Source organism: Acinetobacter variabilis (assembly GCF_000369625.1).
Classification (GTDB): Bacteria; Pseudomonadota; Gammaproteobacteria; order Pseudomonadales; family Moraxellaceae; genus Acinetobacter; species Acinetobacter variabilis.
The window spans coordinates 1,868,946-1,894,280 of record NZ_KB850113.1; the positions used below are offsets into that span (position 1 = coordinate 1,868,946).

28 protein-coding genes are annotated in these 25,335 nt (G+C 42.5%); 8 read left to right on the top strand and 20 right to left on the bottom strand.

What is annotated here, in order from left to right:
• Positions 1-177: 177 nt before the first annotated feature.
• Both metG and F897_RS14720 read left to right on the top strand, forming a co-directional pair.
• On the top strand, positions 178-2,235 hold the full coding sequence (gene metG / locus F897_RS14715) for a methionine--tRNA ligase (RefSeq protein WP_005237025.1): 2,058 nt from the start codon (positions 178-180) through the stop codon (positions 2,233-2,235).
• 198 nt (positions 2,236-2,433) lie between these two features.
• The gene (locus tag F897_RS14720; protein ID WP_034581100.1) at positions 2,434-2,790 is read left to right on the top strand and encodes a hypothetical protein; all 357 of its coding nucleotides are present in this window, start codon (positions 2,434-2,436) and stop codon (positions 2,788-2,790) included.
• Between the two features lie 65 nt (positions 2,791-2,855).
• On the opposite strand, the gene F897_RS18210 is transcribed toward F897_RS14720, so the two are convergent.
• A complete protein-coding gene (locus F897_RS18210; protein WP_373683639.1) occupies positions 2,856-2,972 on the bottom strand; it encodes a hypothetical protein in 117 nt (38 codons plus the stop codon).
• A 268-nt stretch (positions 2,973-3,240) separates the two neighbouring features.
• On the opposite strand from F897_RS18210, the gene F897_RS14725 reads away from it, so the two are divergent.
• Positions 3,241-4,221, top strand: coding sequence for an MBL fold metallo-hydrolase (locus tag F897_RS14725; RefSeq protein ID WP_005237026.1), 981 nt, complete (start codon positions 3,241-3,243; stop codon positions 4,219-4,221).
• Positions 4,222-4,671: 450 nt separating this feature from the next.
• Entirely contained in the window at positions 4,672-5,859 is a 1,188-nt protein-coding gene (locus F897_RS14730) for an ammonium transporter (protein WP_005237027.1), read from the top strand.
• Between the two features lie 61 nt (positions 5,860-5,920).
• On the opposite strand, the gene F897_RS14735 is transcribed toward F897_RS14730, so the two are convergent.
• Together F897_RS14735 and F897_RS14740 are read right to left on the bottom strand one after the other, a co-directional pair.
• Complete coding sequence (locus F897_RS14735) at positions 5,921-6,544, bottom strand: LysE family translocator (RefSeq protein WP_005237028.1); 624 nt, start codon at positions 6,542-6,544, stop codon at positions 5,921-5,923.
• A 102-nt stretch (positions 6,545-6,646) separates the two neighbouring features.
• Positions 6,647-6,829, bottom strand: coding sequence for an NF038215 family lipoprotein (locus F897_RS14740; protein ID WP_005237029.1), 183 nt, complete (start codon positions 6,827-6,829; stop codon positions 6,647-6,649).
• A 178-nt stretch (positions 6,830-7,007) separates the two neighbouring features.
• Here F897_RS14740 and F897_RS14745 point away from each other — a divergent pair, with 178 nt between their 5' ends.
• A complete protein-coding gene (locus tag F897_RS14745; RefSeq protein WP_005237030.1) occupies positions 7,008-7,868 on the top strand; it encodes a 1-aminocyclopropane-1-carboxylate deaminase/D-cysteine desulfhydrase in 861 nt (286 codons plus the stop codon).
• A 24-nt stretch (positions 7,869-7,892) separates the two neighbouring features.
• On the opposite strand, the gene F897_RS14750 is transcribed toward F897_RS14745, so the two are convergent.
• Positions 7,893-8,216 carry a DUF4870 family protein gene (locus F897_RS14750; RefSeq protein WP_005237031.1) on the bottom strand — a complete coding sequence of 108 codons (324 nt, stop codon included), beginning with the start codon at positions 8,214-8,216 and terminating at the stop codon, positions 7,893-7,895.
• A 189-nt stretch (positions 8,217-8,405) separates the two neighbouring features.
• Between F897_RS14750 and F897_RS14755 the strand changes: the two genes are divergently transcribed.
• Positions 8,406-9,605 carry a BaiN/RdsA family NAD(P)/FAD-dependent oxidoreductase gene (locus F897_RS14755; protein ID WP_005237032.1) on the top strand — a complete coding sequence of 400 codons (1,200 nt, stop codon included), beginning with the start codon at positions 8,406-8,408 and terminating at the stop codon, positions 9,603-9,605.
• 35 nt (positions 9,606-9,640) lie between these two features.
• Here the strand turns inward: F897_RS14755 and F897_RS17795 are convergent, their stop codons facing one another.
• From F897_RS17795 to F897_RS14765, 4 genes are all read right to left on the bottom strand, one after another.
• Positions 9,641-9,793 carry a hypothetical protein gene (locus F897_RS17795; RefSeq protein ID WP_005237033.1) on the bottom strand — a complete coding sequence of 51 codons (153 nt, stop codon included), beginning with the start codon at positions 9,791-9,793 and terminating at the stop codon, positions 9,641-9,643.
• A 129-nt stretch (positions 9,794-9,922) separates the two neighbouring features.
• Complete coding sequence (locus F897_RS17800) at positions 9,923-10,090, bottom strand: hypothetical protein (protein ID WP_005237035.1); 168 nt, start codon at positions 10,088-10,090, stop codon at positions 9,923-9,925.
• A gap of 67 nt (positions 10,091-10,157) precedes the next feature.
• Positions 10,158-11,993, bottom strand: a complete 1,836-nt coding sequence (locus tag F897_RS14760) for a mechanosensitive ion channel (protein WP_005237043.1) — start codon at positions 11,991-11,993, stop codon at positions 10,158-10,160.
• A 197-nt stretch (positions 11,994-12,190) separates the two neighbouring features.
• Positions 12,191-12,544, bottom strand: a complete 354-nt coding sequence (locus F897_RS14765) for a hypothetical protein (protein ID WP_005237046.1) — start codon at positions 12,542-12,544, stop codon at positions 12,191-12,193.
• A 407-nt stretch (positions 12,545-12,951) separates the two neighbouring features.
• Here F897_RS14765 and F897_RS14770 point away from each other — a divergent pair, with 407 nt between their 5' ends.
• The gene (locus tag F897_RS14770) at positions 12,952-13,374 is read left to right on the top strand and encodes a hypothetical protein (RefSeq protein WP_005237048.1); all 423 of its coding nucleotides are present in this window, start codon (positions 12,952-12,954) and stop codon (positions 13,372-13,374) included.
• A gap of 317 nt (positions 13,375-13,691) precedes the next feature.
• Here F897_RS14770 and F897_RS14775 read toward each other — a convergent pair whose 3' ends face one another.
• Positions 13,692-14,453, bottom strand: a complete 762-nt coding sequence (locus F897_RS14775; protein ID WP_005237050.1) for a ferredoxin--NADP reductase — start codon at positions 14,451-14,453, stop codon at positions 13,692-13,694.
• Positions 14,454-14,538: 85 nt separating this feature from the next.
• On the opposite strand from F897_RS14775, the gene gigC reads away from it, so the two are divergent.
• On the top strand, positions 14,539-15,417 hold the full coding sequence (gene gigC, locus F897_RS14780; protein ID WP_005237052.1) for a LysR family transcriptional regulator GigC: 879 nt from the start codon (positions 14,539-14,541) through the stop codon (positions 15,415-15,417).
• 45 nt (positions 15,418-15,462) lie between these two features.
• On the opposite strand, the gene F897_RS14785 is transcribed toward gigC, so the two are convergent.
• The 11 genes from F897_RS14785 to nuoH form a co-directional block, all read right to left on the bottom strand.
• Entirely contained in the window at positions 15,463-15,990 is a 528-nt protein-coding gene (locus tag F897_RS14785; RefSeq protein WP_224214004.1) for an excalibur calcium-binding domain-containing protein, read from the bottom strand.
• 187 nt (positions 15,991-16,177) lie between these two features.
• Positions 16,178-16,540, bottom strand: a complete 363-nt coding sequence (locus F897_RS14790) for a hypothetical protein (RefSeq protein WP_005237055.1) — start codon at positions 16,538-16,540, stop codon at positions 16,178-16,180.
• 207 nt (positions 16,541-16,747) lie between these two features.
• The gene (locus F897_RS14795; RefSeq protein ID WP_004785065.1) at positions 16,748-17,041 is read right to left on the bottom strand and encodes a cold shock domain-containing protein; all 294 of its coding nucleotides are present in this window, start codon (positions 17,039-17,041) and stop codon (positions 16,748-16,750) included.
• Between the two features lie 85 nt (positions 17,042-17,126).
• Positions 17,127-17,762, bottom strand: coding sequence for a uracil phosphoribosyltransferase (upp, locus tag F897_RS14800; protein ID WP_005237058.1), 636 nt, complete (start codon positions 17,760-17,762; stop codon positions 17,127-17,129).
• A gap of 123 nt (positions 17,763-17,885) precedes the next feature.
• Positions 17,886-19,430, bottom strand: coding sequence for an NADH-quinone oxidoreductase subunit NuoN (gene nuoN, locus F897_RS14805; protein WP_005237059.1), 1,545 nt, complete (start codon positions 19,428-19,430; stop codon positions 17,886-17,888).
• Between the two features lie 3 nt (positions 19,431-19,433).
• Positions 19,434-21,047 carry an NADH-quinone oxidoreductase subunit M gene (nuoM, locus tag F897_RS14810; RefSeq protein WP_004785072.1) on the bottom strand — a complete coding sequence of 538 codons (1,614 nt, stop codon included), beginning with the start codon at positions 21,045-21,047 and terminating at the stop codon, positions 19,434-19,436.
• A 1-nt stretch (position 21,048) separates the two neighbouring features.
• On the bottom strand, positions 21,049-22,938 hold the full coding sequence (gene nuoL, locus F897_RS14815) for an NADH-quinone oxidoreductase subunit L (protein WP_005237061.1): 1,890 nt from the start codon (positions 22,936-22,938) through the stop codon (positions 21,049-21,051).
• The gene (gene nuoK, locus F897_RS14820; RefSeq protein WP_004280769.1) at positions 22,935-23,243 is read right to left on the bottom strand and encodes an NADH-quinone oxidoreductase subunit NuoK; all 309 of its coding nucleotides are present in this window, start codon (positions 23,241-23,243) and stop codon (positions 22,935-22,937) included. The genes nuoL and nuoK overlap by 4 nt, the downstream gene beginning before the upstream one ends.
• Positions 23,243-23,761 (bottom strand): NADH-quinone oxidoreductase subunit J, encoded by a 519-nt coding sequence (gene nuoJ / locus F897_RS14825; protein ID WP_171056685.1) that lies wholly within the window; start codon positions 23,759-23,761, stop codon positions 23,243-23,245. The genes nuoK and nuoJ overlap by 1 nt, the downstream gene beginning before the upstream one ends.
• On the bottom strand, positions 23,761-24,303 hold the full coding sequence (gene nuoI / locus F897_RS14830; protein ID WP_004785079.1) for an NADH-quinone oxidoreductase subunit NuoI: 543 nt from the start codon (positions 24,301-24,303) through the stop codon (positions 23,761-23,763). Before nuoI ends, nuoJ begins: the two co-directional genes overlap by 1 nt.
• 18 nt (positions 24,304-24,321) lie before the next feature.
• The gene (gene nuoH / locus F897_RS14835) at positions 24,322-25,332 is read right to left on the bottom strand and encodes an NADH-quinone oxidoreductase subunit NuoH (protein WP_004785081.1); all 1,011 of its coding nucleotides are present in this window, start codon (positions 25,330-25,332) and stop codon (positions 24,322-24,324) included.
• Positions 25,333-25,335 lie beyond the last annotated feature (3 nt).

Genomic DNA, 25,335 nt, shown 5'->3' on the forward strand with positions numbered 1-25,335 from the left:
ACTTATCTCAATCGAATTTTTACGGGCCAATTACCCGTCTATACCCAGTTTTTGTATTCTGAATATTCAGCCTGATTTATTCCTGAGGCTTCTGTAAAAGCATTTCTTTGTAATCCCTTCTGCATCATGTAAAATTATGGCCCATTGCATAATGAATACGAATGAGAGAGTGAATCTGTGCGTAAAATCCTAGTCACCAATGCCCTTCCTTACGCCAATGGCCCGATTCATATGGGTCACTTACTCGGCTATATCCAGGCTGATATATGGGTACGTGCGATGCGTGCAATGGGTCATGACGTGACGTATGTCTGTGCGGATGATGCTCATGGTACAGCGATCATGCTGCGTGCTGAGGCAAATGGCATTTCACCTGAAGCACAGATCGCCAATGTGCAAAAAGAACACATTCGTGACTTTGACGGTTTCGGTGTGCATTTCGATCATTATGACTCTACCCACAGTGATACTAACCGCGCCCGCGCTTCAGAAATCTATATCAAAAACCGTGAAGCCGGCAATATTGCAGTTCGCCCTGTAACCCAGTTATTTGACCCTGAAAAAGGCATGTTCCTGTCAGACCGTTTCATTAAGGGTACATGCCCAAAATGTAAGGCGGAAGATCAATACGGCGATTCATGTGAAGTTTGCGGTACAACTTACAACGCGACTGAATTATTAAATCCAAAATCGACTTTAAGCGGTGCGACTCCTGTTGAGAAATCTTCGGATCATTACTTCTTTAAACTGCCAAATTTTGGTGAATACCTGCAAAAATGGACCCGTGACGAAGGTCGTCTCCCAGTGTCTATCGCCAACAAATTGGATGAATGGTTTGATAATGGCTTAAACGACTGGGACATCTCACGTGATGCACCTTATTTCGGTTTTGAAATTCCAGATGCACCCAACAAATATTTCTATGTTTGGGTGGATGCGCCAATCGGCTATATGTCGAGCTTCGAAAATTACATCAAAACCAAACGTCCTGACTTAAGCTTTGATGATTTCTGGCAAAAAGATTCTAAAAATGAAGTCTATCACTTCATTGGTAAAGACATCGTTTACTTCCATGCCCTGTTCTGGCCTGCAATGCTGGAAGGTGCAGACTACCGTACTCCAACTGGTTTATTTGTGAACGGTTTCCTGACTGTAAATGGTCAGAAGATGTCTAAATCTCGTGGTACCTTCATTAAAGCTGAAACTTATTTACAGCATTTGAATCCTGAATACCTGCGTTATTACTTTGCTTCTAAACTTTCTGACAAGGTTGAAGATTCTGACTTGAATCTGGATGATTTCGTCCAGAAAGTGAATTCGGACCTTGTAGGTAAAGTGGTGAACATCGCAAGCCGTTGTGCAAAATTCATCAATACCAAGTTTGACAACAAGTTAAGTACAACTTGTGCTGAGCCTGAACTGGTGCAAAGCTTTATTGATGCTGGTGACTCAATTGCCAAAGCATATGAAACCCGTGAATTCTCGGCAGCGATCCGTGAAATCATGGCGCTTGCAGATAAAGCCAACCAATACATTGATGAGAAAAAACCTTGGGCTTTAGCGAAAATTGAAGGCGAAGAACAACAGGTTCACGATGTGTGTTCTGTCGGTATTAACCTGTTCCGTCAATTGGCTGTGTATTTAGCTCCAGTACTTCCAACTTTGGCTGCTCAAGTTCAGGACTTCCTGAAACTGGCTTCTTTCGACTTTGCTTCACGTACAGAAATCTTGACTGGTCATGAAATTGCGTTGTTCCAGCCACTAATGCAACGTGTGGATCCGAAAGCTGTGGCTGCGATGGTCGATGCGTCTAAAGATTCTTTAGCTGCACCTGCGGAAGTACCAAAAGCTGAAAAGAAAAAAGAGAAAGCCAAAGAGAAGAAATCTGAACCTAAAGTGGGCGAAGCTGAAATCATTAATATTGATGATTTTATGAAAGTTGACCTACGTGTAGCGGAAGTATTGGAAGCTGCAACGGTTGAAGGTTCTGATAAGCTGCTGCAATTGACTCTAAATGTCGGCGAAGCTGAGCCACGTAACGTATTTAGCGGTATCCGTGAGTTTTATCAACCGGAAGACCTGAAAGGTAAACTTGTGGTGATGGTTGCGAACCTTGCTCCACGTAAGATGCGTTTTGGTATTTCAAACGGTATGGTACTTGCGGCTGGCAATGGCGAAGGTGTTTGGGTGATTTCACCTGAATCTGGTGCTAAACCGGGTGATAAAGTTTCTTAAGATTTAGGTCTTAGATAGAAGAAAAGCCTCTACTGATGTAGGGGCTTTTTACTTAGTCTAATAAAATAATACTCAGCCAATAAAAGTTCTTCATCTTTAATTTTTTACCATTTATACAATTTATTTTCTTGTTTTTAAAAAATATATCTATAGAATCTAAACGCTTTTTTTTTATTTTTAGAATTATTCGGGGTAAACATGAAAAAATTACTAGTTTCAGCTTTAGCAGCATCAACAATTGTATTCACAGGATGTTCAGTTCGTATGGCTGATATGACTGTAGCTTCAACGAAAAACTTCAACCTAAACTCAACTCAGTTCGTTAAAGGCGAACGCGTTAAAGGCGAAGATAAAGTTCCAGTAATTTTGTTCCCTTTAGGTATTCCTAATTTCAAAACAGCAGTAGATCGTGCAATTGAAAAAGATCGTTGTGCAGTAGCACTTTCTGATGTAGTCATCACTCAACTAAATCAAGCGTTTCTGGTAGGCCAAATTGGCTATCGCGTAGAAGGCACTCAAATTATTGACCGTTCTCAGCCTGAATGCAGTAAATAATTGCTTATTAAAAAAGCCTCTATCTTTAGAGGCTTTTTTACGTCGATCTATAAATCGGATAGCACTTATTTATCAAGGAAAAATTCCCAGATGACATAGCCAATGCCGAAGCCCAGCAATGAATATAAGGTAATAATGAAAAATACAAATGCTGCATTATTTTTCTTTTTCCAAAAACTCATAGCGATACCCAATGCTGTTTGCAATACCCCATGTTAACGGGCTTTTTTATAAAAGTGAAATTTATCTAAGTATTTTATTTATAAAAATATTTTTAGATAAAAAAATCTTTTATTTCCTTACAAAATCAATATACAGATTCAAACTGAATGCCTAGTACAGATATTCAATTTCTCTTCTCTCTTTAAAAAAAGGTAAATATTTTTATATTCTATTTTCATGCTTTACATGCTAATACATAGCATAAACTTCACAACCATAAGAATTGCCATGAATATTTTAAGGACATCCCTTCTCACTTCTTTACTTTCATTTTCTGTTTTGAGTGTAAGTGTGAGTCAGGCTGCTGAAACTGCAACGATTGCTTCACCAAAACAAGTCGCCGGCTACTACCATCACCAAATTGGTAATACTCAGATTACTGCCCTGCTCGATGGTACAAACTACTTAAATCCATCGATGTTTAAAGGCTTAAGTGATGCAGAAAAGACTGAGATTTTAAAGAAATATCATGCCGATCAAGCCAAAGGTATACAGACTTCAGTCAATGCTTTCCTGATTAATACAGATAATCAACTACTCATGGTCGACAGCGGTGCTGCAAGCTGCTTTGGTGCGCACTTAGGATCAATTTATAATAACCTCAAGGCATCAGGTTATCAGCCTGCGCAAGTGAGTGGTATTTTCCTGACTCATCTCCACCCTGATCATGTTTGTGGCATTTCAAATAACGGCGCAGCAAATTATCCAAATGCCACCTTACATATTTCTAAAACCGAATATGACTACTGGCTAAGTCCAAATACCGTTAAAAAACTACCGAAAGACCAGCAGGAGGGTTTCTTAGACACCGTAGAGAAAATTAAAGCCGCCCTTGCACCCTATGAAAAAGCTAAAAAAGTGAAAGTCTTTTCTGATAAATCTTTAGCCTTTGGTGGGATCGAGTTTAAGCCATCCTTTGGTCATACCCCAGGGCATTACAGCTTTAAACTCAAAGCAGATGGTCAAGAAGTCGTATTTGTCGGTGACATCGTCCATTCACATACCTTGCAATTCGAAAAACCTGAAACAGCCATAGAATTCGATGTTGATCCTAAAACTGCGGTGCAAACCCGTTTAAAGGATTTTGCTGAATATGCCAAGCAAGGCCAGACCATTGCAGCACCACATTTACCATTCCCAGGGATCGGTCGTATTTACTCAAAAGATGGAAAGAGCTATCAATGGATTCCTGTGCATTTCAAAGATTAATTGAATACTTCAGAGATTTTAGCTCCGGATCAAACCCTAATTTTTTAGGGTTTTCTTTATTGAAGATATAGCTAAGTTATAGTCTTCATGACTTCTAAAATTTAAAACCATGATGTACTTTTGCAATTCAAAAGAATCTATCACTTAATTTTTTTAAATTTTTTCTTAAAAATCCTTTTACTTTTCATGTGCACCTTTAGCACACATTTTTAACACGCCATTTTCTGTGATAAAGCTAAATATCTAAAAAACAAAATATAAATTCAAATTTTATCTTTTCTTATGATGTCTTAGTTTGGTGCATAAAATTCTATTGTGCTTCATATCGAGTCTTGTCAGTTTCAAGAAATTCTTTATCAAAATTTCCCTTGTTAGTAACTCTTTTCGAATCAGTTTGCCTCTATATACTGGATTTCTTTTGTGATTCTATGCACTAAATTGGAACGCATAATGCAAAATATAGACTTATTATTTCTCCTTCTCGGTGCAGTTCTAGTGCTTGCCATGCATGCAGGATTTGCATTTTTAGAACTAGGGACAGTTCGCCATAAAAATCAGGTCAATGCTTTAAGTAAAATTCTCACTGACTTTTCCCTATCCGCCATCGCTTACTTTCTGGTGGGCTACTATATTGCCTATGGTCAGTATTTTTTCCATGATGCCTCTACTTTAGCAGCCGATCATGGTTATAACCTGATGCGCTGTTTCTTCCTGCTGACCTTTGCCGCAGCTATTCCTGCGATTATCTCGGGAGGTATTGCTGAACGGGCTAAAATGCGTTCGCAGGCTTTAGCGACTTTATTTTTAGTTGCTCTGATTTATCCATTTTTTGAAGGAATGATCTGGAATGGCAACTTTGGTTTTCAAGACTGGTTGGCAAATACCTTCGGTGCCACTTTCCACGACTTTGCCGGCTCTGTGGTCGTGCATGGCATGGGAGGCTGGATTGCTCTGGCTGCAGTCGTTTTACTTGGTGCACGTAATGGTCGATATAAAAATGATGGCCGGATTACTGCACATCCACCATCATCTATCCCTTTCCTTGCTCTAGGCTCATGGATTCTGATTGTTGGCTGGTTTGGCTTTAATGTGATGAGTGCACAACGCCTAGATGCTATTTCCGGACTGGTTGCGATTAACTCTCTAATGGCGATGGTCGGTGGAACTATTGCAGCAAAAGTAGCGGGTAAAGATGATCCTGGCTTCTTGCACAACGGCCCATTAGCCGGACTGGTGGCCATCTGTGCAGGTTCTGATGTGGTACATCCACTGGGTGCGTTATTTATCGGAATCAGCGCAGGCGTGATTTTTGTAAAACTCTTTACCTATACTCAAAATAAACTCAAAGTCGATGATGTATTAGGGGTCTGGCCTTTGCATGGCGTATGTGGTGCTTTCGGTGGAATTGCGGTCGGTGTATTCGGTCAGCAATGGCTCGGAGGCATGGGTGGTGTTTCTATCATTTCACAGCTATTCGGTACCGTACTGGCAATTGTAGTGGCTCTGGCAGGTGGATTCCTGATTTATGGTCTGCTGAAAATGTTGATCGGTATTCGTCTGAGTCAGGAAGAGGAATTTACTGGTGCAGACTTATCTATTCACCGGATCTCGGCTAATTCGGAAGAAAATATTTTTTAAGCACCAAATAAAAAAAGCTCCGAATCATCGGGGCTTTTTATAGTCTGCGATAATTGGAAAATTACTTCATCCCAAAAATCAGCTTTAAGCCAAGCACGGTCATGACCGCCCCTGCTGCACGGTCAAAACCGGCTTTAAATTTTAAATACACACGACGTGGTTTTTCAGCAGAAAGTGCAACAGCCACCAGCGAGCACCAGCCTGCATCAATAAAGAAACATAAAACCGGCAATACAAAGTAAAAGTAAGTTGGAATTTCTTTTGGCAAAAGCGCAGTAAAAATACTGGCCAATACAATGGCAATTTTTGGGTTAGATAATTGGGTAATCAAACCTGTCATATAGGCACGACGCAAGGACATCTGAGTTTGACTGTCATCGCCTGCCTCGATCGGTTCTTTGGCATGTTTGATAATTTTAAAAGCTAACCAGAGCAGATATAAACCACCACAAATTTTAAGCGCCAAATAAGCAGATGGCACAGCCAGCAAGAATGCCTGTAAACCTAGGACTGCAAGTAGGCCAAAAATCGCCGCCCCTGTTCCGGTACCTAAAGCTGTAAATAGGCCATGCTTACGTGAGATCGCAATTGAATTTTTCGCTACATAAATAGAAGTCGGTCCTGGGCTCATTGCACCTAACATGAGGGCAAAGGCAATTGAACCTAAAATCCAAAATGATTCCACGTGACCATCCAAACTTAAAATGAATGGCTTATTTTAAGTAAAAATAATTTATTTTGCTTTAATATTTCTACACAAATGATGCAATATTTGTGCAAAATCCGGCTATTTCTTCAATTGGTCTTGAGCGGTGAGGGATGAATCAAGCATCTTATAATCATGGTCATGCACCGGCACTCCGCCAATAATCATGCTTCGTGTATCAGTTTTAGGTTTATTCAGCGGATCATCACAGCCAGATAAGCCTAAGAGCAATACGCTTAAAATCGTACAGGATAGTATTTTCATTATTCTATCCTCCTCTAAGTTCCCTATAAGATTCAGATTAGCAAATTTGTTTAAATTTTCAGCATATGAATTGTGACAATCTACAAAAATTTATTCTTAGTTTAAGGAGCTCATGATTCTGCCATCCTGCTGATTCTATTTCGCTATAATTTGCTCATTCTTAGCTTATGAAAATACCATGTTTGAAAAAATCGCCCAGCATATTCCAGACCAGCGCATCTGGCTGAAAGATAGGCTTGTAACCATACGCCGTCTGGATCTGGTGCATCCGCAAATATCCGGCAACAAGTTTTTTAAACTAAAATACAATTTTCTGGAAGCACAGCAACTTGGCTTTAAAAAGCTGCTAACTTTTGGTGGTGCTTATTCCAATCATATTGCCGCAACGGCGTTTGCATCCCAGCAGTTTGGCTTTGAGAGTGCCGGTATTATTCGGGGTGAAGAACTGGCTCATCAGCCTTTAAACCCCACTTTAGCGTTGGCACAACAATTCGGCATGCAGTTACATTTTGTGAGTCGTGAAGAATATCAACGTAAACAGGACACTGATTATCTAGAAAGGTTAGCACAAAATTTTCCCGCACATTACATCATTCCTGAAGGCGGTACTAATGCATTGGCGATTCAGGGATGTCAGAAGATTCTAAAGGACGGCGATGCACAATTTGACGTGATCTGCTGTGCTGTAGGCACGGGTGGCACGATCACAGGTTTGATTGAAGCCAGCCAGCCTCAGCAACAGGTATTAGGATTTTCTGCCTTAAAAGGCGATTTCCTGAATGAGGATGTGGCTAAGCTGACCACGAAAAGAAACTGGTCCATTCTCGATGATTATTGTTGCGGTGGCTATGCCAAAATCACTCCTGAACTGATCCAGTTTATACAGCACTTTGAAGCTGAATATGATATTCCCTTAGAGCATATTTATACGGGAAAAATGCTGTTGGGAATTTCCGACCTAATTGAAACAGGCTATTTTCCAGCAGAAGCAAAGCTACTAATCCTGCATACTGGTGGACTACAAGGTCGAAATATTTAACTCGCTTAAAGTGCTGATCGAAACTTAAGTTCCTATCGGATTATTTTCGTTTAATGCAATTAACCCTTTTACCAATCGATAGACGTGCCAAACAAAGACCAGAAAAATAATCACAAAACCGATCAGAATTACGGTGAGCAGCCCACCCAGAATATAACCCAGCAAGCTGAACCAGAAGGTTTTAATCTGCCAGTCCACATGACTTTCCAGCCAGGTGCCCCGCATTTCATCACGTTTAATATAATTCATGATAATAGCGATTAATGGGGTTATTCCCAGGAAAAAACCCATTAGATGAAGAATATAGCTGATCAGATTATATTGTTTGTATGCTGCCGTATCCGTCATAAATTATTCCTTTTCATTGTGATTATTTTTTAGGCTTGACAAAACTATGCATGAATCCGCCAGCTGCTTCAAATTATTTATGATAAATATTCGCTAACACGCTGTAATTCGGGCAGCCTCCTTCAGGAATAGAGAAAGCTGAAATAAAATTGTCTATAATGCTCCCCTTTCTTCTCCCTTGAGTGTGTCATGTCTGTTCAGCAATACGATGTTTTGGTCATAGGTGCAGGTGCATCCGGTTTAATGACAGCCTATATGGCAGCACAACGTGGTCGAAAAGTCGTAGTCGTTGAAAAAGCCAATAAGGTGGGTAAAAAAATTCTGATGTCTGGTGGCGGCAAATGTAATTTCACCAACCTCTATGTCGAACCTGAAAATTTCATCTCGCATAATCCGCATTTCGTGATTTCAGCACTGACCCGCTATACCAATTGGGATTTTATTGGTATGGTCTGCGAATATGGCATCGAGTATGAAGAACGTAAACATGGACAGTTATTTACCTTAAATGGTGCTAAAGAAATTCTGTCGATGCTACTGTCTGAATGTGACAAGACTGGTCTGGTCGAGATCAAAACCAACTGCGAAGTGAAAGCCGTCAACACTGTAGACGATCAAGGATTTCAGGTAGCCACTTCTTTAGGATATTTTGAAGTGGAATCAGTTGTGGTTGCTTCAGGTGGCTTGTCGATTCCGACTCTAGGCGGTTCAGGCATCGGCTATGAGATTGCCAAACAGTTTGGCCATCATGTCTATCCAACCCGTGCCGGTCTGGTGCCGTTTACTTTCTCGGATAATTTCAAGGAAATCACCACTCGTCTGAGCGGTAATGCAGTCGAAGCCACGCTGTCTAATAATTTAAATAGTTTTACTGAAGCTTTACTGTTTACCCATCGTGGTCTGAGCGGCCCTAGCTCCCTACAACTGTCAAATTACTGGGATGTTGGCCAAAGTTTTAAGGTCGACTTTCTGCCAAGTATAGATCTGTTTGATTTCTTTAAATCTAAAAAACAGAGTCAGCCTAAAGTTCTGCTACGTACACTATTGACCGAACATTTACCAAAGAGCGTAGTACTAGAATTACAGAATCTTATCTGGCCTGAAATAGCTGAAACATCTATTGGCAATATTAGTGATGACAAGCTCGAACAGATTGCCAAACGTTTAAGTGGCTTTGAATTGAAGCCTTCTGGAACTGAGGGTTACCGGACAGCCGAGGTGACTTTGGGCGGTGTGGATACAACCGAAGTTTCATCTAAAACCATGGAAAGCAAAAAACAGAAAGGCTTGTATTTTGTGGGCGAGATACTGGATGTGACTGGTCATTTGGGAGGTTTTAACTTCCAATGGGCATGGTCATCAGCGCATGCCGCATCGGAATATGTTTAATACAGAGATGATCTAGGAAAAAGAAAATACTTCGCTTATTCCAGATAATCCGTTTTAAACAGGTTGAGATTGGCCATATTTTCTAAACGGTCAATCGTCAGTTGCATTTTCTGAGCCGCTTCCTGCAGATGTAATGGTACTTGGTCTGCCATAGATGCCATAAATTTATGCTGCAATGTTTTCCACATATTATTGATCTCCTTTTTCTTTATATTTTTAATGCAAGAAAAATACCAAAATCATTTTAGTATTCACTTGAATATTCTATATTTTTTAAAAAAGAAATTCTATGTGGAGTGACTGAGCAGTGTTCTGGCTTAGTTAAATTCGTCTGGATCAGGTATTTTCTTATCCAGCTCTCGTTCAGCCTGCTCATCCTGTTTACTTTTCACAAAGACAAATCGATAAGCAGCCGTGAAAAAGCCAATGGTAATGCCTGCTATCGCTAAGGGTGCTAATAGATTATTCGGTTTCTTGGCATTCATTCAGATTTCCTCATCATTAAAAAAATCGACCACTCAAGCGTGGCCGATTTTGTTTAGATAGAACAGGTTAATTCGGGTCATCTTTTTTTGGATGACTATCGACATTCGGTTCTTCTTCACCTGTAGAACCAAATGGATTATTCGCTGGTGGATGAATTGGATCAACTTGAAGCGAATCCGGTACAGCCTGATCTACATCTGGTGTCACCTGATCTATACCTGAAGCTTCATCATCCTGTGGTGCAGTGGTCAAGGTCGCTGGTGTACTATTGGATAAATTGGTACGCATTGGCGTATTGTCATCTTGTGATTGATCTTGATTCGGCACAATATTTTCTCCTGTAGTTGAACTGCCTGCACCTGTAGTACCACTGACATCAGCACCTAGGCCTGAAGTCATGATATTGGTTTCATTTTTCAAAGGATTCGGTTCTTTAGCTTCTCGTTTAGCTTTATCGATCAAATCAGTCAGTACACGTTCTGCTGGTTGACGGCCACCGAGACCAAAGGCCAAGGCAAAGGCCACTGCAACAGCACCCAGAGTTAAACCGAAGGCCAGATTCACGATCGAGTCAGCAATGCCCATGGCACGTAGACCCATTGCAATGACCAGACCCATGATCAGTACACGAACCAAGTTTGCTAACCAGCGTGAACTGTTGTATTCACCGCGTTGCACAATGTTGGCAACTACGTTGGCCAGCCAGAAGCCGATCACCAGAATTACAGCACCTAGCAGGATGTTTGCACCGAAGTAGATGAACATCGCAATCAGGCCACTTACCTGTTCAAAGCCTAAACGGTCCGCTGCTTCAGAAACCGCAAATAGCATAGTGAACAGTACAATCAGATAACCCACCAAGCTTGATAGTTTGGTTTTGCCCAGGAAGCGTTGTAGATCCAGTTTAGCTGGAACCTCATCTACGCCTGTTCCGGCAACGACTTCAGTTACCAGACGTGCTACCAGTCTAGAAACTACATAAGCCAGAATTAGAATCAGTGCAGCTGCAATGATATTTGGAATGGCATTCATGATCTCATACAGCATTGCAGTTGCTGGTTGAGAAATTGCTTCGATACCCAGTGCTTCAAATGCAATGATTAATGACGTAATAATTACGACTGCAAAGATGAATGAACCAATCAGTTGAGCGACATTCGAGTTTTTGAAAATGCCGACTTTTTCAGCTTGATGTTGAATATTCAAGCTGTTGAGCAAACCTTCGACAATACCGCGAACGATTTTTGCCAGAATGTATCCGACAAATACAATAACTGCAGCAATGAAGATATTAGGCAGATAACTTACGACATCCGTCAGCATGTTCTGCACAGGCAGTAATAAACCGTGTAAACCTAGAATCGACAAGACGATTGGCAAGAACAGCAGTAAAATCAGCCAGTAAACAATTTCACTGATATTTTGGCTAATCGGACTGACACCGACTTCGGCACTCAGCTTTTCATCCAGCTGAGTGCGATCAAGCATTTTTTGCAAGCCGACTTTAACCAGATTCGCCACAATCCATCCAACAAAGGCCACAGCAATAGCCGCCAGCAATTGTGGAATAAAGAGCAGGAACTGCTGGATCATATTACTGAACGGTCCGCTCACTGCTGTCAGATTCAGTACGTTAAGCGCCCCGATCACCGCAATAATCAGAATAATCCAGAACACAACACGAGCGATAATACTCTCGACATTAGAGCGATGTCCTGTCGCTGCATTTAAGTGTGTATTGGTCCCTAGTTTTTGCAAGATTTTTTTAACACCTGCCGAAACGAGTAATGCAATAATCCAACCTAAGACTAATATGGCAATTGCACTAAGAATTGGATGAAACTGATCCCAGTAGTACATGGCATCATAGCCACCACGTGGGCCTCTCATATAATCATTCATGTTTTCTGCCCTCTTTGTTATTACGCTATTTATCTGAATTCACGAGCTTATTTTCGAAATCTTTAGCTCTTTCCGATTACTTATAAAGCTTGAACTTCCTGTGCTTAGCTTGCCTGGAGATACAGAACTTTGAAAAACATCACCACCTATTGCAAAAAAGCTCTAGTCATTAACCAGAGTTTTTTTAACAATTCCAATTATTGGGTGGCCTGTTGAGCATCAGTTGCAGTGGCTTCTGCTGTATCTTGTGACATTTCGCCTACAGTGGCTGTTGCTTCTGTCATCGCATCATCTACGGTAGCCATTGCTTCATTGCTTTCACCGCCTGGAGTAGCCGCCGGACTACCATTATTGGCAGGGGCTTCAGTCGCTGGTACCGGTGTATTAGGCTGGGTCGCAGGCGCATCTGGCTTCACATCTGCAAACATATAGAACAGGACTGCCAGTAAAAAGATACCGACCAAAATCAGGATATAGACAGGAATGCGCTTCTTCTGCGTAATTGCTGCCTGATCATGCAAAGGTGGTTTTTTATTAAAATCATCAACCATGACCATTCTCACTCTTTCTTATTCATAAGTAGATTTTTATCATAACAAGCAGTTATCACAGCTTCTGTGACAAAAGATGGTGAGATAGTGAATGGATGTAAGTTATATGTATGAGTCTGATGAACTTGGTATTAGTTTCAAAAAGAGGCATTTTCTAGCCTAAATATACTATGCTCTTATGGTTAGAAACTCTTTTCCGAGACAGTTAATACTGGCGGTTTTTAGCTGATTTATCAGGAATTGAATTGTCTATAAAATAGACAATATACCATTATGATTTTATTAAATTTTAAGCACATTTTAAGTGGGCTAAAACATGCTGTAAAAATACCGTTTTTCAATATACCTGCTACTTTGCGCAAAATACGTTATAATTATCCACCTTATTTTTCATGCACCCGAGTTTTATGGCGTATCGTCAACAGAGTGTATCGCTTGATCTTGACACTGACGTCACACATCAATGTGCTTTGCACTACACTCGTGATCAGCATCTGATTGGAATCATTGAATTTAGCAAACCGAGCTTTATGCTACGCTGGCAAGATCTGGAATATTTCCGCCGCCGTACTGAAGAAATGTCGGTAATGCCTTTTCCGGACTGCATTAATGCCATGGTCATTGATGTACGGAATGTGGCGGCCTGGCTAGATAATGACGTTCCGATTATTCCATGGCGCCTGCTGGAGGAAGATTGTCCGGTACGTTTAGTTGTGCCCGCGGATCGAATCGAACATTATGCCGGTTTCTTTGAGCCGACCTGGTTAACCACCGATACAGATACTGCCATTCAGGAAATCCGTGACTTTATGGATATGTTTGTACATTAATTCCTAAATAGCAAAAAACCTCCGTATGGAGGTTTTTTTTGTGCCTAAAGAAAATAAAAGTCCCCCCTTTAACAAATGGGGATTTAGGGGGGATTCTTTTTAATTTGAAAATATTTTTTCAATTTTAATCCATTTCTAACTTTTAGAAGGCTGTAACTCCCTTTCCTTTTAGGCGATGAGCAGCACTGCTACGCAAGAGAGAGGTAAAAACCCCTCCTTTGCAAAGGAGGGGTTGGGGGAGGATTCAAGAACTGGCAAATAATCTAACTTTAATCCCTCCTAACCTCCCTTTTAGAAAGGGAGGAACTCTGAAGGAATTACCAATAATTCTCTACCGCAATATTTCCTTCACCACGGCGGTTCATGGTCAGACCACGTGCTTTTAGCGCTTCTTTGGTATCTTCGACCATTTCCGGGTTACCACAGAGCATCACATGACTGGTTTCAGGATTAAGCTGGAGTGCTGCTGCCCGTTCAAGTTCTCCATTTTCAATCAAGATCGGTAAACGATGGTGAAGTGCTGCTTCAGGGTCACGGGTAATGATTGGAATAAATTTAAAACCTGTATGACCTTCGCCAAAGCTCTCGGCAATTTCCTGAATACGGTCGACATAAGCCAGTTCGTCTTGCGTACGAACGCTATAAACCAGGTTAATATGTTGATATTTATTCCAGGTTTCAAAGTCTTGCAGCATGGATAAAAATGGTGCCAGACCTGTACCTGTGCCAAGCAACCATAAATCTTGTGGTAATGGCAATTGATAACGTGCCAAAGTCAGATAGCCATAGGGAATTTTCTCTAAGTAGAGTTCATCACTTACTTTAAGATGTTGTAAATTCGAAGTAAATTTCCCTTCCGGAACCACAATCGAAAAAAATTCCAGTGTTTCATCAAATGGTGATGATACGACTGAATATGCCCGAACAACCAGTTCATCCCCCACTTTTAAGCCAATACGCGCAAACTGTCCTGCCGTAAACTTGAAATGCGCAGGTCTGGTCATGGTGAAACTAAACAGCGTATTGGTCCAACGGTGTACAGATAAAACCTTTTCTAAGCTAAATTTTTCAATAGACATGATTCAAACGTGGCATCAAAGACTATGCCCATGGTAGCATGACAGCATAATTTATTAATATTTTTTAAATGTTAAGGCTCTATTCATGCGCATGACTCTACGCCAGTTGGCTGTTTTTGTAGCAGTTGCTCAAGAAGGTACCGTCACCAAAGCCAGTGATGCAGTCAAACTCACCCAAAGTGCGGCGAGTATGGCTTTAGCAGATTTAGAAGATGGTCTTGGCGCACCTTTATTCGACCGTCTAGGCAAGCGTTTACAGCTGAATGATTTAGGTCGTTTTCTTCTCCCGCAAGCACTTGAAATTCTTGGTCGCTGTGAAGCTTTTGAACAAGCTGCTAAAGGTGAACTGCAAAGCATTGACCTGCGTCTCGGTGCGACCCTGACCATTTCCGACTATCTGATGCCAGACCTAATGGCGGATTTTTTAAAAATCCAGCCACAGGCACACTTGCAACTTCAGGTGGGTAATACTCGTCAGATGATTGAAGCCGTCAACCAGTTCCAGCTGGATCTTGCGCTGATTGAAGGTTCTTGTCACTTACCACAGCTGCAATGTATCCATTGGCGTGATGATGAACTCGCGGTGTGCTGTGCTCCCGATCATCCACTTGCTCAGTTAAACCGTCCACTGACTGCAGAAGACTTTAAATCTGTAGAATGGATTCTTCGTGAAGAAGGTTCAGGCACGCGCGAAGTCTTTGACAATGCCATTCTGCAAGATGTTCCAGATGCTAATATCCGTCTGACACTCGGTCATAACGAGGCAATTCTGAAGATTGTTGCAGGTGGCATAGGTATGTCCTGTATTTCCAAGCTGGCAATTGAACCTTTACAGGAAAAAGGCCAACTGGTGATTCTGGATACTCCATTCTGGTCACTCACCCGTCCTTTATTTATGCTGGTACACCGCCAGAAATATCAAGGTCCAGGTCTCAAAGCTTTTATGAAATTCTGTGAAGCGTAAATTTCACTTTCAATAAAAAAAGCGCTTTTTGGCGCTTTTTTTTATTTAGCGATGTCTAAATTGGCTTTCACATGGAATACCATCGCCATCACCATCCATTTTGGTATTCGGACAATTTTTTAAAAAGTATAAAGCTTCTTCATATGAACTCATTTGACTACAATGCTGTCGTCCATCACAGCTAAAATTCTGCTGTACTTGTGGTTCTTCAACTATACGTTGCCCTTCTACCAGCTGTATTCTGCTGCTTTGCCAATCCTGATATTTATTATAGACCGCATAGGCTAAGCCAATCATAATCAGAAACCCAATATAAGTGCTAAAGCTACTTTTCTTCTCTTGAGATTGTTTTCGTTGAGTAGTACGAGGCTTATTTTCTAATGCTCGTGACTGAGGCGTATGTCGAGGGGTTTCCGTTTTGAGATCCAAACGCACAATATTATCTGCTTTAAACTTGCCTGCATCCTGTACTTTACGGAATTTTAAGCTTTCTCCAACCTTAGGTGGTACGTTCTTATTTGGGAAATCTTTTATGTGAAAGAATAAGTCTTTCACTTCCCCTTCAATTTCGATAAAACCAAAACCACGTTACTCGTTATAAGTTTTGATTTTCCCCTCTTGAAACATAGCTCGCTCTTGTCTTTGATATTTTTAGTAAGTGTATTCAAAAATAGATAAAAATTCTAAAAATAAAAAAGCACCGTAAGATGCTTTTTTATTTGAATGATGAGACAAATATCTTAGTAAATGAGAACCTAAGTTAAATTTCTCCAAATATCATGAATCCAATTGCTGTTACCAGAATCAACCAGAGTGTAGGACTAAAGAAAATGGTATTGCGTGCCGGATTAACTATCGTAGTAGAAGCTAGAGATGGCAATGCGACTACTTCAGAAACGAACTCTTCCTGACGCTTGATATCCAAACGTACCATATTGTCCAGTAGAATCGCATTTTGCTCTTCAATTATTCTAAATTTAAGTCGTTCTCCGACTTGAGGTACTATTTCAGGTGAAGGTAATTGATCTAACTGAAAATTAAGTTCCTGCGCATTATTTGCCGGTTCAATACTTCCCATCCCTCGTACAGCATCATAGGTTTTAATTCTTCCATCTGTAAACATGATATGTGTCTCTAAACCATTCAACTGATGCGTAGTTTATATGGAAGGGATTAAAGGATATTGTTAAGCTTTGGTGGGTATTTTATTGTTTTCGCAACATTCTATAAGCTTTAGATTACACAAGATTCCTACAACTTACATAAACTTATAATTCGAATAAAAAGGAGGCTTTAAAGCCTCCTTTTGAATGTATTTTCCAAGCAAAAATTAACGCTTTAAATTCGACAATAGTGCTGACGTAATCGAAGTATTGACTGCTACCGCTTTGGCTTTTTTGGCTTTCTTCGATTTATCTTCTACACGTTCAATTTTAATGGCTTTATAGCGATCCCCATTCTGAACCACATTGAATTTTACCCGGTCATTGCGCTTCGGCTCACCTGAATCGGCGGGGAAATCTGAGATATGAAAAAATACCTCACCTTCAGGTGAAGAAATAAAACCAAATCCTTTTTCTGGATTGTACTGTTTAACTTTTCCTTGGTATTGCTCGGAAGTCATAAACGTCCCCTGCTCTGTATCTGTCAGTATTCAGTATATAAAAAAGAGGCTGTAAAAGCCCCTTTTCTGTTCATTTTCAAAAATATTAGTCTTTCTGAACTGAACCAAAAATCTTGTCACCCGCATCGCCCAGACCCGGAACGATATAACCATTTTCATTCAAGCCATGATCAATCGCTGCAGTGAAAATCACCACATCTGGATGAGCTTCTTCAACACGTTTAATGCCTTCAGGTGCAGCAACTAACACCATCACACGAATATCTTTACAGCCGTTGGCTTTCAATACGTCAATCGCAGCTACCAGAGAAGAACCAGTCGCCAGCATTGGATCAATGATCATGGCAAGACGGTTTTGTACGTCTGGAACCAGTTTTTTATAATAAGTACGTGCCTGTAGGGTTTCTTCATCACGTTCCAGACCCAGTACAGAGACTTTGGCACTTGGAATCAGATTCAGGAAACCGTCCAGCATACCAATACCTGCACGTAGAATTGGCACAACAGTAATTTTCTTACCTGCAATACGGTCTACAGTCACCGGTCCGTTCCAGCCATCAATCTCATGTTCAACGACAGGAAGATCCTTGGTCGCTTCATAAGTCAAAAGCATAGTCACTTCCTGAGCCAGCTCACGGAAGTTCTTGGTACTAATGTCAGCACGACGCAGTAAACCGAGTTTATGTCGAATTAAAGGATGACGGATTTCATGGATTGCCACGGGAGAACACCTAGAAGGTTAAAGATAAATTTCCGCTATTATAAAGACTTTTCCGGATTTGTTTAACTAAAAAAGCCCCCAATCGTGGAGGCTTTTTTGTAATAACTTCAAACTTGTGCTGAATTAGTTAAAACCACTTTGAACCAAAGTGAAAATAAACTGTTGTAATTCAGGCGACATTGCGAAGAACGCATAACGAGACAGCGCAATGATTGGATCCGGATAAACACCGATCACCAGTACCAGTAATGCAACGAGCAATACCATGATACCGCCGACTTTTTGACCCCAGTGATTTATAGCGTCAAGACGTGGTGTTTCAGGTGGAGTCATATACATGACAACCATCACACGCAGGTAGTAGTACAGACCGATACCTGAACCCAGGATAACCATCGCAGCAAGGAACCAAGACTCGCCAGCTACCGCAGTTTTCACTACCAGGAACTTACCGATGAAGCCCGCTGTTAATGGAATACCTGCTAGAGACAGCATCATCACAGTTAATACAGCAGTCAATACTGGACGGCGCCAGAATAGACCGCGGTACTCTGCCAGACTACCTGCTTCATCTGTATTGTTATACGGACTAGACATCAGCGTTACCACGCCGAAAGCACCAATCGTAGTCAATACATACGTGATGATATAGACGTTTACACTTTCGAAAGTCGCGAAACCTTGAACCTGTAAAAAATCTGTATTACGTGCAGATACGATTGCAACCAGTACATAACCGAAGTGAGCAATTGAAGAGTATGCCAAGATACGTTTCAAGTTCACCTGTTTCACTGCAAGCAAGTTACCTACAATGATAGAAAGTACTGCAATCACGCTGATGATAGTGACGAAGCTATCTGACAGGATTAAGCCAGAAGACAATACATAACGTACGAACAGACCCAGCATTGCCACTTTAGACACAGTTGCAAGGAAAGTTGCAACTGGCGCTGGAGCACCTGCATATACGTCTGGTGTCCATTTGTGGAACGGAGCCAATGACAATTTAAAGCCAACAGCGAATACAATCAGTGCCAGACCGATCACCACAGCAGGTTGACTAAATGCAGTCAACAGTTTGCCTGGTTCAGCGACAAAGCTTAGAGAACCTGTATATGCGTAAACATATGCCATACCCATCAACAACATTGCAGACGCCGTTGCTGAAAGCACCAGATATTTCACACCTGCTTCTAGCGATTGAGAGCGTTGATGTGTATACGCCAATAAGCCGTATACAGGGATCGACATGAGCTCAAGGCTAATGAAGAAAGATGCATAGTGAGAACTTGCCACCATCAGCATCGCACCGGCAACGGAGGTCAGCATCAGGATATACAGTTCTTCACGGTTATCTTTATAGGTTTCAATATAAGCATGTGACAAGGTACTACACGCCAGTGCAGCCACAATAATCACAAACTGATACAGCATCGTAAACGGATCTACGAGGAACAGGTTCATTACATTAGCAGGTGCAAATTGACCCGCTAACAGAACGAACAGAATGTACAACGCCGCCAGGTTTAAACCAATGACTGTCGTAGTCGCAACTAAGTTATGGTTACGCTTAATTGCAGTAAGCAACATCACGACGATCGCAGTCAATGACACGATCATCACAGGTGCTAGAGGCATAAGCTCAGAAAAAGACATTGTGAAGTTCATGGCTTATTGGATCTCCACATTTTCAGCTGAAACGGCAGCTTGCTGCACAGCATCAGCTGCTTCAGACACAGGAATGTAGCTATTCGCTAACCACGCCATGCTTGAGTTAGAAACGTCAAGGAAGCTTTGTGGGTATAGACCAAGCCATGCTAGACCAAATGCACAGATCAGCAAAATTACCACTTCACGTGCATTTAAATCTTTTAACGGATTTGTGTAGTGCTGTTTTTGCTCTTCGTTTGGAACACCAAACAACGCTTTATGGATCAGAATCAAACCGTACAGACCCGCAAATACCAAGCTGATTGCAGCGAGGATTGTGAATGCAGGGAATTTACCGAATGAACCCATCAGGATCAGGAACTCACCAATGAAGTTACCTAGACCTGGAATACCGACAAGCGCCGCGATGAAGAACATCAGGAAGAATGCAAGGTATGGGAACTGACCACGAATACCACCCATCAAACGCATATCACGTGTATGAACACGTTCGTACACCTGACCACACATAATGAACAGCGCCGCAGATGACAGACCGTGAGCCAGCATCATGATCATCAGACCTTGGAAGGTCAGGATGTTACCTGCATAAATTGCAAGTAAAACGAAGCCCATGTGTGAAATAGACGTATACGCCAATAAACGTTTCATATCGGTTTGCTGGAAAGCACACCAAGCACCGTAGAAAATACCGATTAAACCGAAAATGATCGCGATGTCTGCAAACTGTGCAGAAGCCGCCGGGAAGAATGGAATCACGAAACGGATCAGACCGTAGGCAGCTGTCTTAATCAAGATACCTGCAAGGTCAACAGAACCCGCTGTCGGTGCTTGCGCATGCGCATCTGGTAACCAGCCGTGTAATGGGAAAACTGGAAGTTTTACCGCAAAACCGATGAATAGACAGATCATGAATGCATAAGCCACTGCTGGCGCTTGTGTATCCAGCATGTTCGCTACACCCATCAGGTAGTTATAGTCGAAACGGATTTGACCAGTCATGGTGTAGCCTACAGTCACCAGACCGAGGATACCAATCAGCATAACTAAACCAGCTACCTGTGTGTAGATGAAGAACTTGGTTGCAGCATATACACGGGACTTGCCTTCTGCCCCTTTATGACCCCAAAGTGCGATCAGGAAGTAGATCGGCACCAGCATCATCTCCCAGAAGAAGAAGAACAGGAACAGGTCAATCGCCAGGAATACACCGATTACACCACCCAGAGACCATAAAAGGTTCAGGTGGAAGAAACCCACGTTTTTCTGAATCTCACCCCATGAACAGCCTACTGCCAGCACACCAAGGAGTGCAGTCAAGCCAACCATCAGTAAAGACAAACCATCCACTGCAAGGTGAATGTTAATGCCCAGGGTTTGAATCCAAGGCAATTTGAACTCGGCTGCCCACGTAGGAGCCGCACCGCCAAGTTCATAGTTATAAGTACCCGACTGCCAAAGGACGATGGTCAAGACGAGCGTCACTAACATACCAATCAGCGCGATATAACGCGGAAGGTGTTGGTCGAGTTTATCGACCAACCAGCAAATAAAACCTGCAATGAACGGAATGAGGATCAGAGCCGGCAAAATAATATTGTTTGGAGCTTCCATTTTATTTCCCCACTACCTGAATCACGAGCAAGATCATCAGTAGGACAACGACACCGAGCCCCATACTAGATGCATATTCACGCAGTGAACCTGTTTGACGTGAACTGGTAAAGCTATGACCACTTTTAACCAGTGCAGGCAGCACTAGCCAGAAGCCATCAATTGGATCACGGCCGAACAGTTTCGCGAAGAACAAATAAGGCTTCACAAAAACGATGTCATACAGCTTGTCGAAACCAAGTGCATTACGGCAGATGTTGGCAAGACCCGCACCCAGAGAAGTTTTCGCAAAAGATTTCACAGCGTTGTAAGCAAAAGCAAACAGCACTACGCCAATTGCAAGACCTACCAGTGCAATACCTACTGCTGTGTACTCTGCAGCATGCATGCCATGTTCAAGTGCTTCCGGAATTTCAAATGCAGGAAGTTTAGCCGCATTCAAAATGCTTTCCACAGGCGCTTTTAATGCCGCACCCACGAAAGTTGAAAGTACTGCAAGAATTGCCAATGGACCCCAGTAAGTTACACCCTTGATTGCGTGGTAAGGTGTGTTTTCTTTACCGAAGAATACAACCCAGATTAGACGGAATGTATAGATCGAAGTCAGGAACGCACCGATTACACCCACCCAGTAAAGTGTGCTGTAAACTGCGATTGATTGGCCTTGTACCCATACCGCACCCAGGATTGCATCTTTTGAGAAGAAGCCCACAGTGATGAATGGAATTGCAGCCAATGCACCGCCACCAATGGCGAAACATGCAAACAGGAACTTGTTCTTGTAGAACAGACCGCCCATCTTGAAGATGTTTTGTTCGTGGTGGTAAGCCAGAATCACTGCACCAGAAGACAAGAATAATAATGCCTTGAAGAATGCGTGAGTCAGCATGTGGAACAGACCCGCCTGGTATGCTTCAGCACCTACAGCCATAAACATGTAGCCCAACTGACTCATCGTTGAGTAAGCCAGAATACGTTTGATGTCTGTTTGTACCAATGCAGCAAAACCAGCTACCAGTAATGTCACCGCACCAGTAATCGAGATGAACATCATCACTTCAGGCGCAAGCTCAAACACTGTGAATAGACGACAGCATAGGTAAACACCCGCTGTTACCATTGTTGCAGCGTGGATCAATGCAGAAACAGGAGTCGGACCTGCCATCGCATCTGCCAACCATGTTTGTAACGGGATCTGCGCAGATTTACCAGCAGCACCCAGGAACAACATTAGTGCAGTCCAGATGGTCAATGATGAGCTTTGCGTCATCACAGTCGCAGCATTTTCTACGATGTACTGAGTATTCAATGTACCGAATTGCTGGAACAGCAAGAACATGGCGATCAACAGGAATACGTCACCAATACGGGTAACGGTAAATGCCTTGATCGCTGCCACACCGTTTGCAGGGTTTTGGTAGTAATAACCAATCAGCAGATAAGAACACAGACCTACACCTTCCCAACCCAAGAATAACAACGCCAGGTTGTCACCCAGTACCAGCAATAACATGCTTGCAACGAACAGGTTGAAGTAAGAGAAGAAACGTGCGAAGTCTTGTTCACCGCGCATGTACCATGATGCAAAGATATGGATCAGGAAACCAACGCCTGTCACCATGCCCAGCATCAACAGAGACAAACCGTCCAGGTGCAGGCTAATGCCTGGTGCAAAACCACCGACATTGAACCAGGTCCAAAGAGTTTGTACTACTGCGGTAGAACCATTGTTGACAAAGTCCATACCCGCAATGAGTGCGAACAATGCCGATAACCCCACAGCCCCTACACCAATAATGGCTGCAACTGTTTCAGGAAGCTTATGACGCCCTGCCGCTAAAAGGACGAAGCCAATGAGCGGGAATAAAATTGTTAGATATAAATAACTCATCCGCGCATCTCACTAGCAGCATCCACATCCAGATGATGGAAGCGATGATAGAACTGAAGGACGATCGCAAGACCGATACATGCCTCTGCCGCAGCAAGGGTCAGAATCAGGATAAACATGATTTGACCATCAGGCTGTGCCCATGCACTGCCCGCCAGGACGAACGCCAAAGCAGCAGCATTCATCATGATTTCAAGGCTCATTAAAATGAATAGCAGGTTGCGTCGCACCATTACACCGTAAAAACCCAGTGCAAAAAGAATGGATGCAACGATCAAACCATGCTCTAAAGGGATGTTGCCCATTATTGTTGTTCCTCTTCTGCACCTGGTTCACGTTTACCCAAATGGAATGCTGCAACAAGTGATGCAAGCAATAACATCGCGGCAACTTCTACCAACAATAAGTATTGCGTAAAGAGTGATTGACCTACCGCTTTAGGACCGACCATTTCAGTGCCCATCACCATTGAAGGCTGTACGTAGTCTGATTTAAGTACCCAAACCAGGATCAGACCAATCAGGAAGCTCATCAATGCCGGATAAGCCCAAGCTGATGAAGTCAACCATTTGCGTTCCTGAGCAACAGTCTGTTCGCCCAGGTTCAGCATCATGACCACGAACACGAATAACACCATGATCGCGCCAGCATAAACGATGACTTCAAGTGCACCCGCAAACGGTGCACCCACGATCAGGAACAGTCCTGCTACAGCAAGGAGTGAAACGATCAGGCTTAATAAAGCATGTACCGGATTCGTGTTAGTTACCACACGAACCGTAGAGACGATGGCCACAAGGGCCATTAAATAAAATGGCCACATCATGGTAATAGACTCCGTACATCAACAGGTGCACTTTCACGCTGTGCCTGACCTTTGTCCTTACCAGCAACTGCCATACCGGTTACACGGTAGAAGTTATAGTCAGGATATTTACCAGGACCAGAAATCAGCAAGTGTTCTTTTTCGTAGACTAGGTCTTGACGAACATATTCGCCTAATTCGAAATCTGGTGTCATTTGAATCGCAGTCGTAGGACATGCTTCTTCACACATACCACAGAAAATACAACGAGAGAAGTTGATACGGAAAAATTCCGGATACCAACGACCATCTTCACGTTCTGCTTTTTGGAGTGAAATACAGCCTACCGGACATGCAACCGCACACAGGTTACATGCCACACAACGCTCTTCGCCATCTGGGTCACGCGTTAATACGATACGACCACGGAAACGTGGTGGCACGATTTCTTCGGCTGGCACTTCCGGATATAAAATGGTGTCACGTTTGCGCGTTGCATGGGTAAATACCATAAACAACGTACGAACGATTGACCCGAATCCAGCTAGAAATTTAAACATTTTGTTCTCCCTGCTGTCTTAGGCCTGATTCAACAGAATCACAGCACCAGTCACCAAAAGGTTAACCAACGCCAATGGCAAGCAAATTTTCCAACCAAAGTTCATCACCTGGTCATAACGTGGACGCATTAAAGAACCACGCGCCAATACAAACATCATTACGAAGAATGCTGTTTTAATAATGAACCAGAATGCTGGTGGAAGGAAATCAAGACCAAATGGTGCTAACCAGCCACCGAAGAACAGGGTTACGATCAATGCAGAGATCAGTACTACGTTTACGTATTCCGCAACGAAGAACATACCCCATTTCATACCACCATATTCTACGTGGTAACCTTCCGCCAGTTCCTGTTCTGCTTCTGGTTGGTCAAATGGGTGACGGTGAGTTACCGCAACACCTGCAACCACGAAGATCAGGAAGCCTAAGAACTGAGGAATGATAAACCATACATCTTTCTGTGCTTCTACGATTTCACGCATGTTAAATGAACCGGCAATTGCCACTACACCCATCAGGGAAATACCCAGGAACACTTCATAAGAAATAGTTTGTGCTGCTGAACGTAGACCACCAAGCAATGCGTATTTGTTGTTAGAAGACCAACCACCAAACAGTACTGCATATACCGCAATACCTGCCATTGCCATGAAGAACAACAGACCGATACTCATGTCTGCAACACCTAAGTAAGGTGATACAGGAATAACCATGAACGACAGCACCGCAGTTGCCATCGCAACTGCTGGAGCCATACGGAAAGTCAATTTATCGGCAAATTTTGGTGTCCAGTCTTCCTTGAACATGATTTTCAGCATGTCGGCAACAATCTGGAACATACCGCCCGGACCGACACGGTTCGGACCGTAACGGTCTTGCCATAAGCCGAGTAAACGACGTTCAATAAAAGACATCAACGCAGCGATCAGTACTACAACCAGTAAGATCACGATCGCTTGAAGTACTGAATAGGCGATTGGCCAGTTTTCAGCCCACAGCGGCGTTTGACGGATTAATTCTTGTTCCATGAA

Excerpts from the sequence above, each read along its gene's own strand:
- F897_RS14720 (WP_034581100.1), top strand. The coding sequence starts at position 2,434 with ATGAAAAAATTACTAGTTTCAGCTTTAGCAGCATCAACAATTGTATTC.
- F897_RS18210 (WP_373683639.1), bottom strand. The coding sequence starts at position 2,972 with ATGAGTTTTTGGAAAAAGAAAAATAATGCAGCATTTGTATTTTTCATT.
- F897_RS14725 (WP_005237026.1), top strand. The coding sequence starts at position 3,241 with ATGAATATTTTAAGGACATCCCTTCTCACTTCTTTACTTTCATTTTCT.
- F897_RS14730 (WP_005237027.1), top strand. The coding sequence starts at position 4,672 with ATGCAAAATATAGACTTATTATTTCTCCTTCTCGGTGCAGTTCTAGTG.
- F897_RS14740 (WP_005237029.1), bottom strand. The coding sequence starts at position 6,829 with ATGAAAATACTATCCTGTACGATTTTAAGCGTATTGCTCTTAGGCTTA.
- F897_RS14745 (WP_005237030.1), top strand. The coding sequence starts at position 7,008 with ATGTTTGAAAAAATCGCCCAGCATATTCCAGACCAGCGCATCTGGCTG.
- F897_RS14750 (WP_005237031.1), bottom strand. The coding sequence starts at position 8,216 with ATGACGGATACGGCAGCATACAAACAATATAATCTGATCAGCTATATT.
- F897_RS14755 (WP_005237032.1), top strand. The coding sequence starts at position 8,406 with ATGTCTGTTCAGCAATACGATGTTTTGGTCATAGGTGCAGGTGCATCC.
- F897_RS17795 (WP_005237033.1), bottom strand. The coding sequence starts at position 9,793 with ATGTGGAAAACATTGCAGCATAAATTTATGGCATCTATGGCAGACCAA.
- F897_RS17800 (WP_005237035.1), bottom strand. The coding sequence starts at position 10,090 with ATGAATGCCAAGAAACCGAATAATCTATTAGCACCCTTAGCGATAGCA.
- F897_RS14760 (WP_005237043.1), bottom strand. The coding sequence starts at position 11,993 with ATGAATGATTATATGAGAGGCCCACGTGGTGGCTATGATGCCATGTAC.
- F897_RS14765 (WP_005237046.1), bottom strand. The coding sequence starts at position 12,544 with ATGGTTGATGATTTTAATAAAAAACCACCTTTGCATGATCAGGCAGCA.
- F897_RS14770 (WP_005237048.1), top strand. The coding sequence starts at position 12,952 with ATGGCGTATCGTCAACAGAGTGTATCGCTTGATCTTGACACTGACGTC.
- F897_RS14775 (WP_005237050.1), bottom strand. The coding sequence starts at position 14,453 with ATGTCTATTGAAAAATTTAGCTTAGAAAAGGTTTTATCTGTACACCGT.
- gigC (WP_005237052.1), top strand. The coding sequence starts at position 14,539 with ATGCGCATGACTCTACGCCAGTTGGCTGTTTTTGTAGCAGTTGCTCAA.
- F897_RS14790 (WP_005237055.1), bottom strand. The coding sequence starts at position 16,540 with ATGTTTACAGATGGAAGAATTAAAACCTATGATGCTGTACGAGGGATG.
- F897_RS14795 (WP_004785065.1), bottom strand. The coding sequence starts at position 17,041 with ATGACTTCCGAGCAATACCAAGGAAAAGTTAAACAGTACAATCCAGAA.
- nuoN (WP_005237059.1), bottom strand. The coding sequence starts at position 19,430 with ATGAACTTCACAATGTCTTTTTCTGAGCTTATGCCTCTAGCACCTGTG.
- nuoM (WP_004785072.1), bottom strand. The coding sequence starts at position 21,047 with ATGGAAGCTCCAAACAATATTATTTTGCCGGCTCTGATCCTCATTCCG.
- nuoL (WP_005237061.1), bottom strand. The coding sequence starts at position 22,938 with ATGAGTTATTTATATCTAACAATTTTATTCCCGCTCATTGGCTTCGTC.
- nuoK (WP_004280769.1), bottom strand. The coding sequence starts at position 23,243 with ATGGGCAACATCCCTTTAGAGCATGGTTTGATCGTTGCATCCATTCTT.
- nuoJ (WP_171056685.1), bottom strand. The coding sequence starts at position 23,761 with ATGTGGCCATTTTATTTAATGGCCCTTGTGGCCATCGTCTCTACGGTT.
- nuoI (WP_004785079.1), bottom strand. The coding sequence starts at position 24,303 with ATGTTTAAATTTCTAGCTGGATTCGGGTCAATCGTTCGTACGTTGTTT.
- nuoH (WP_004785081.1), bottom strand. The coding sequence starts at position 25,332 with ATGGAACAAGAATTAATCCGTCAAACGCCGCTGTGGGCTGAAAACTGG.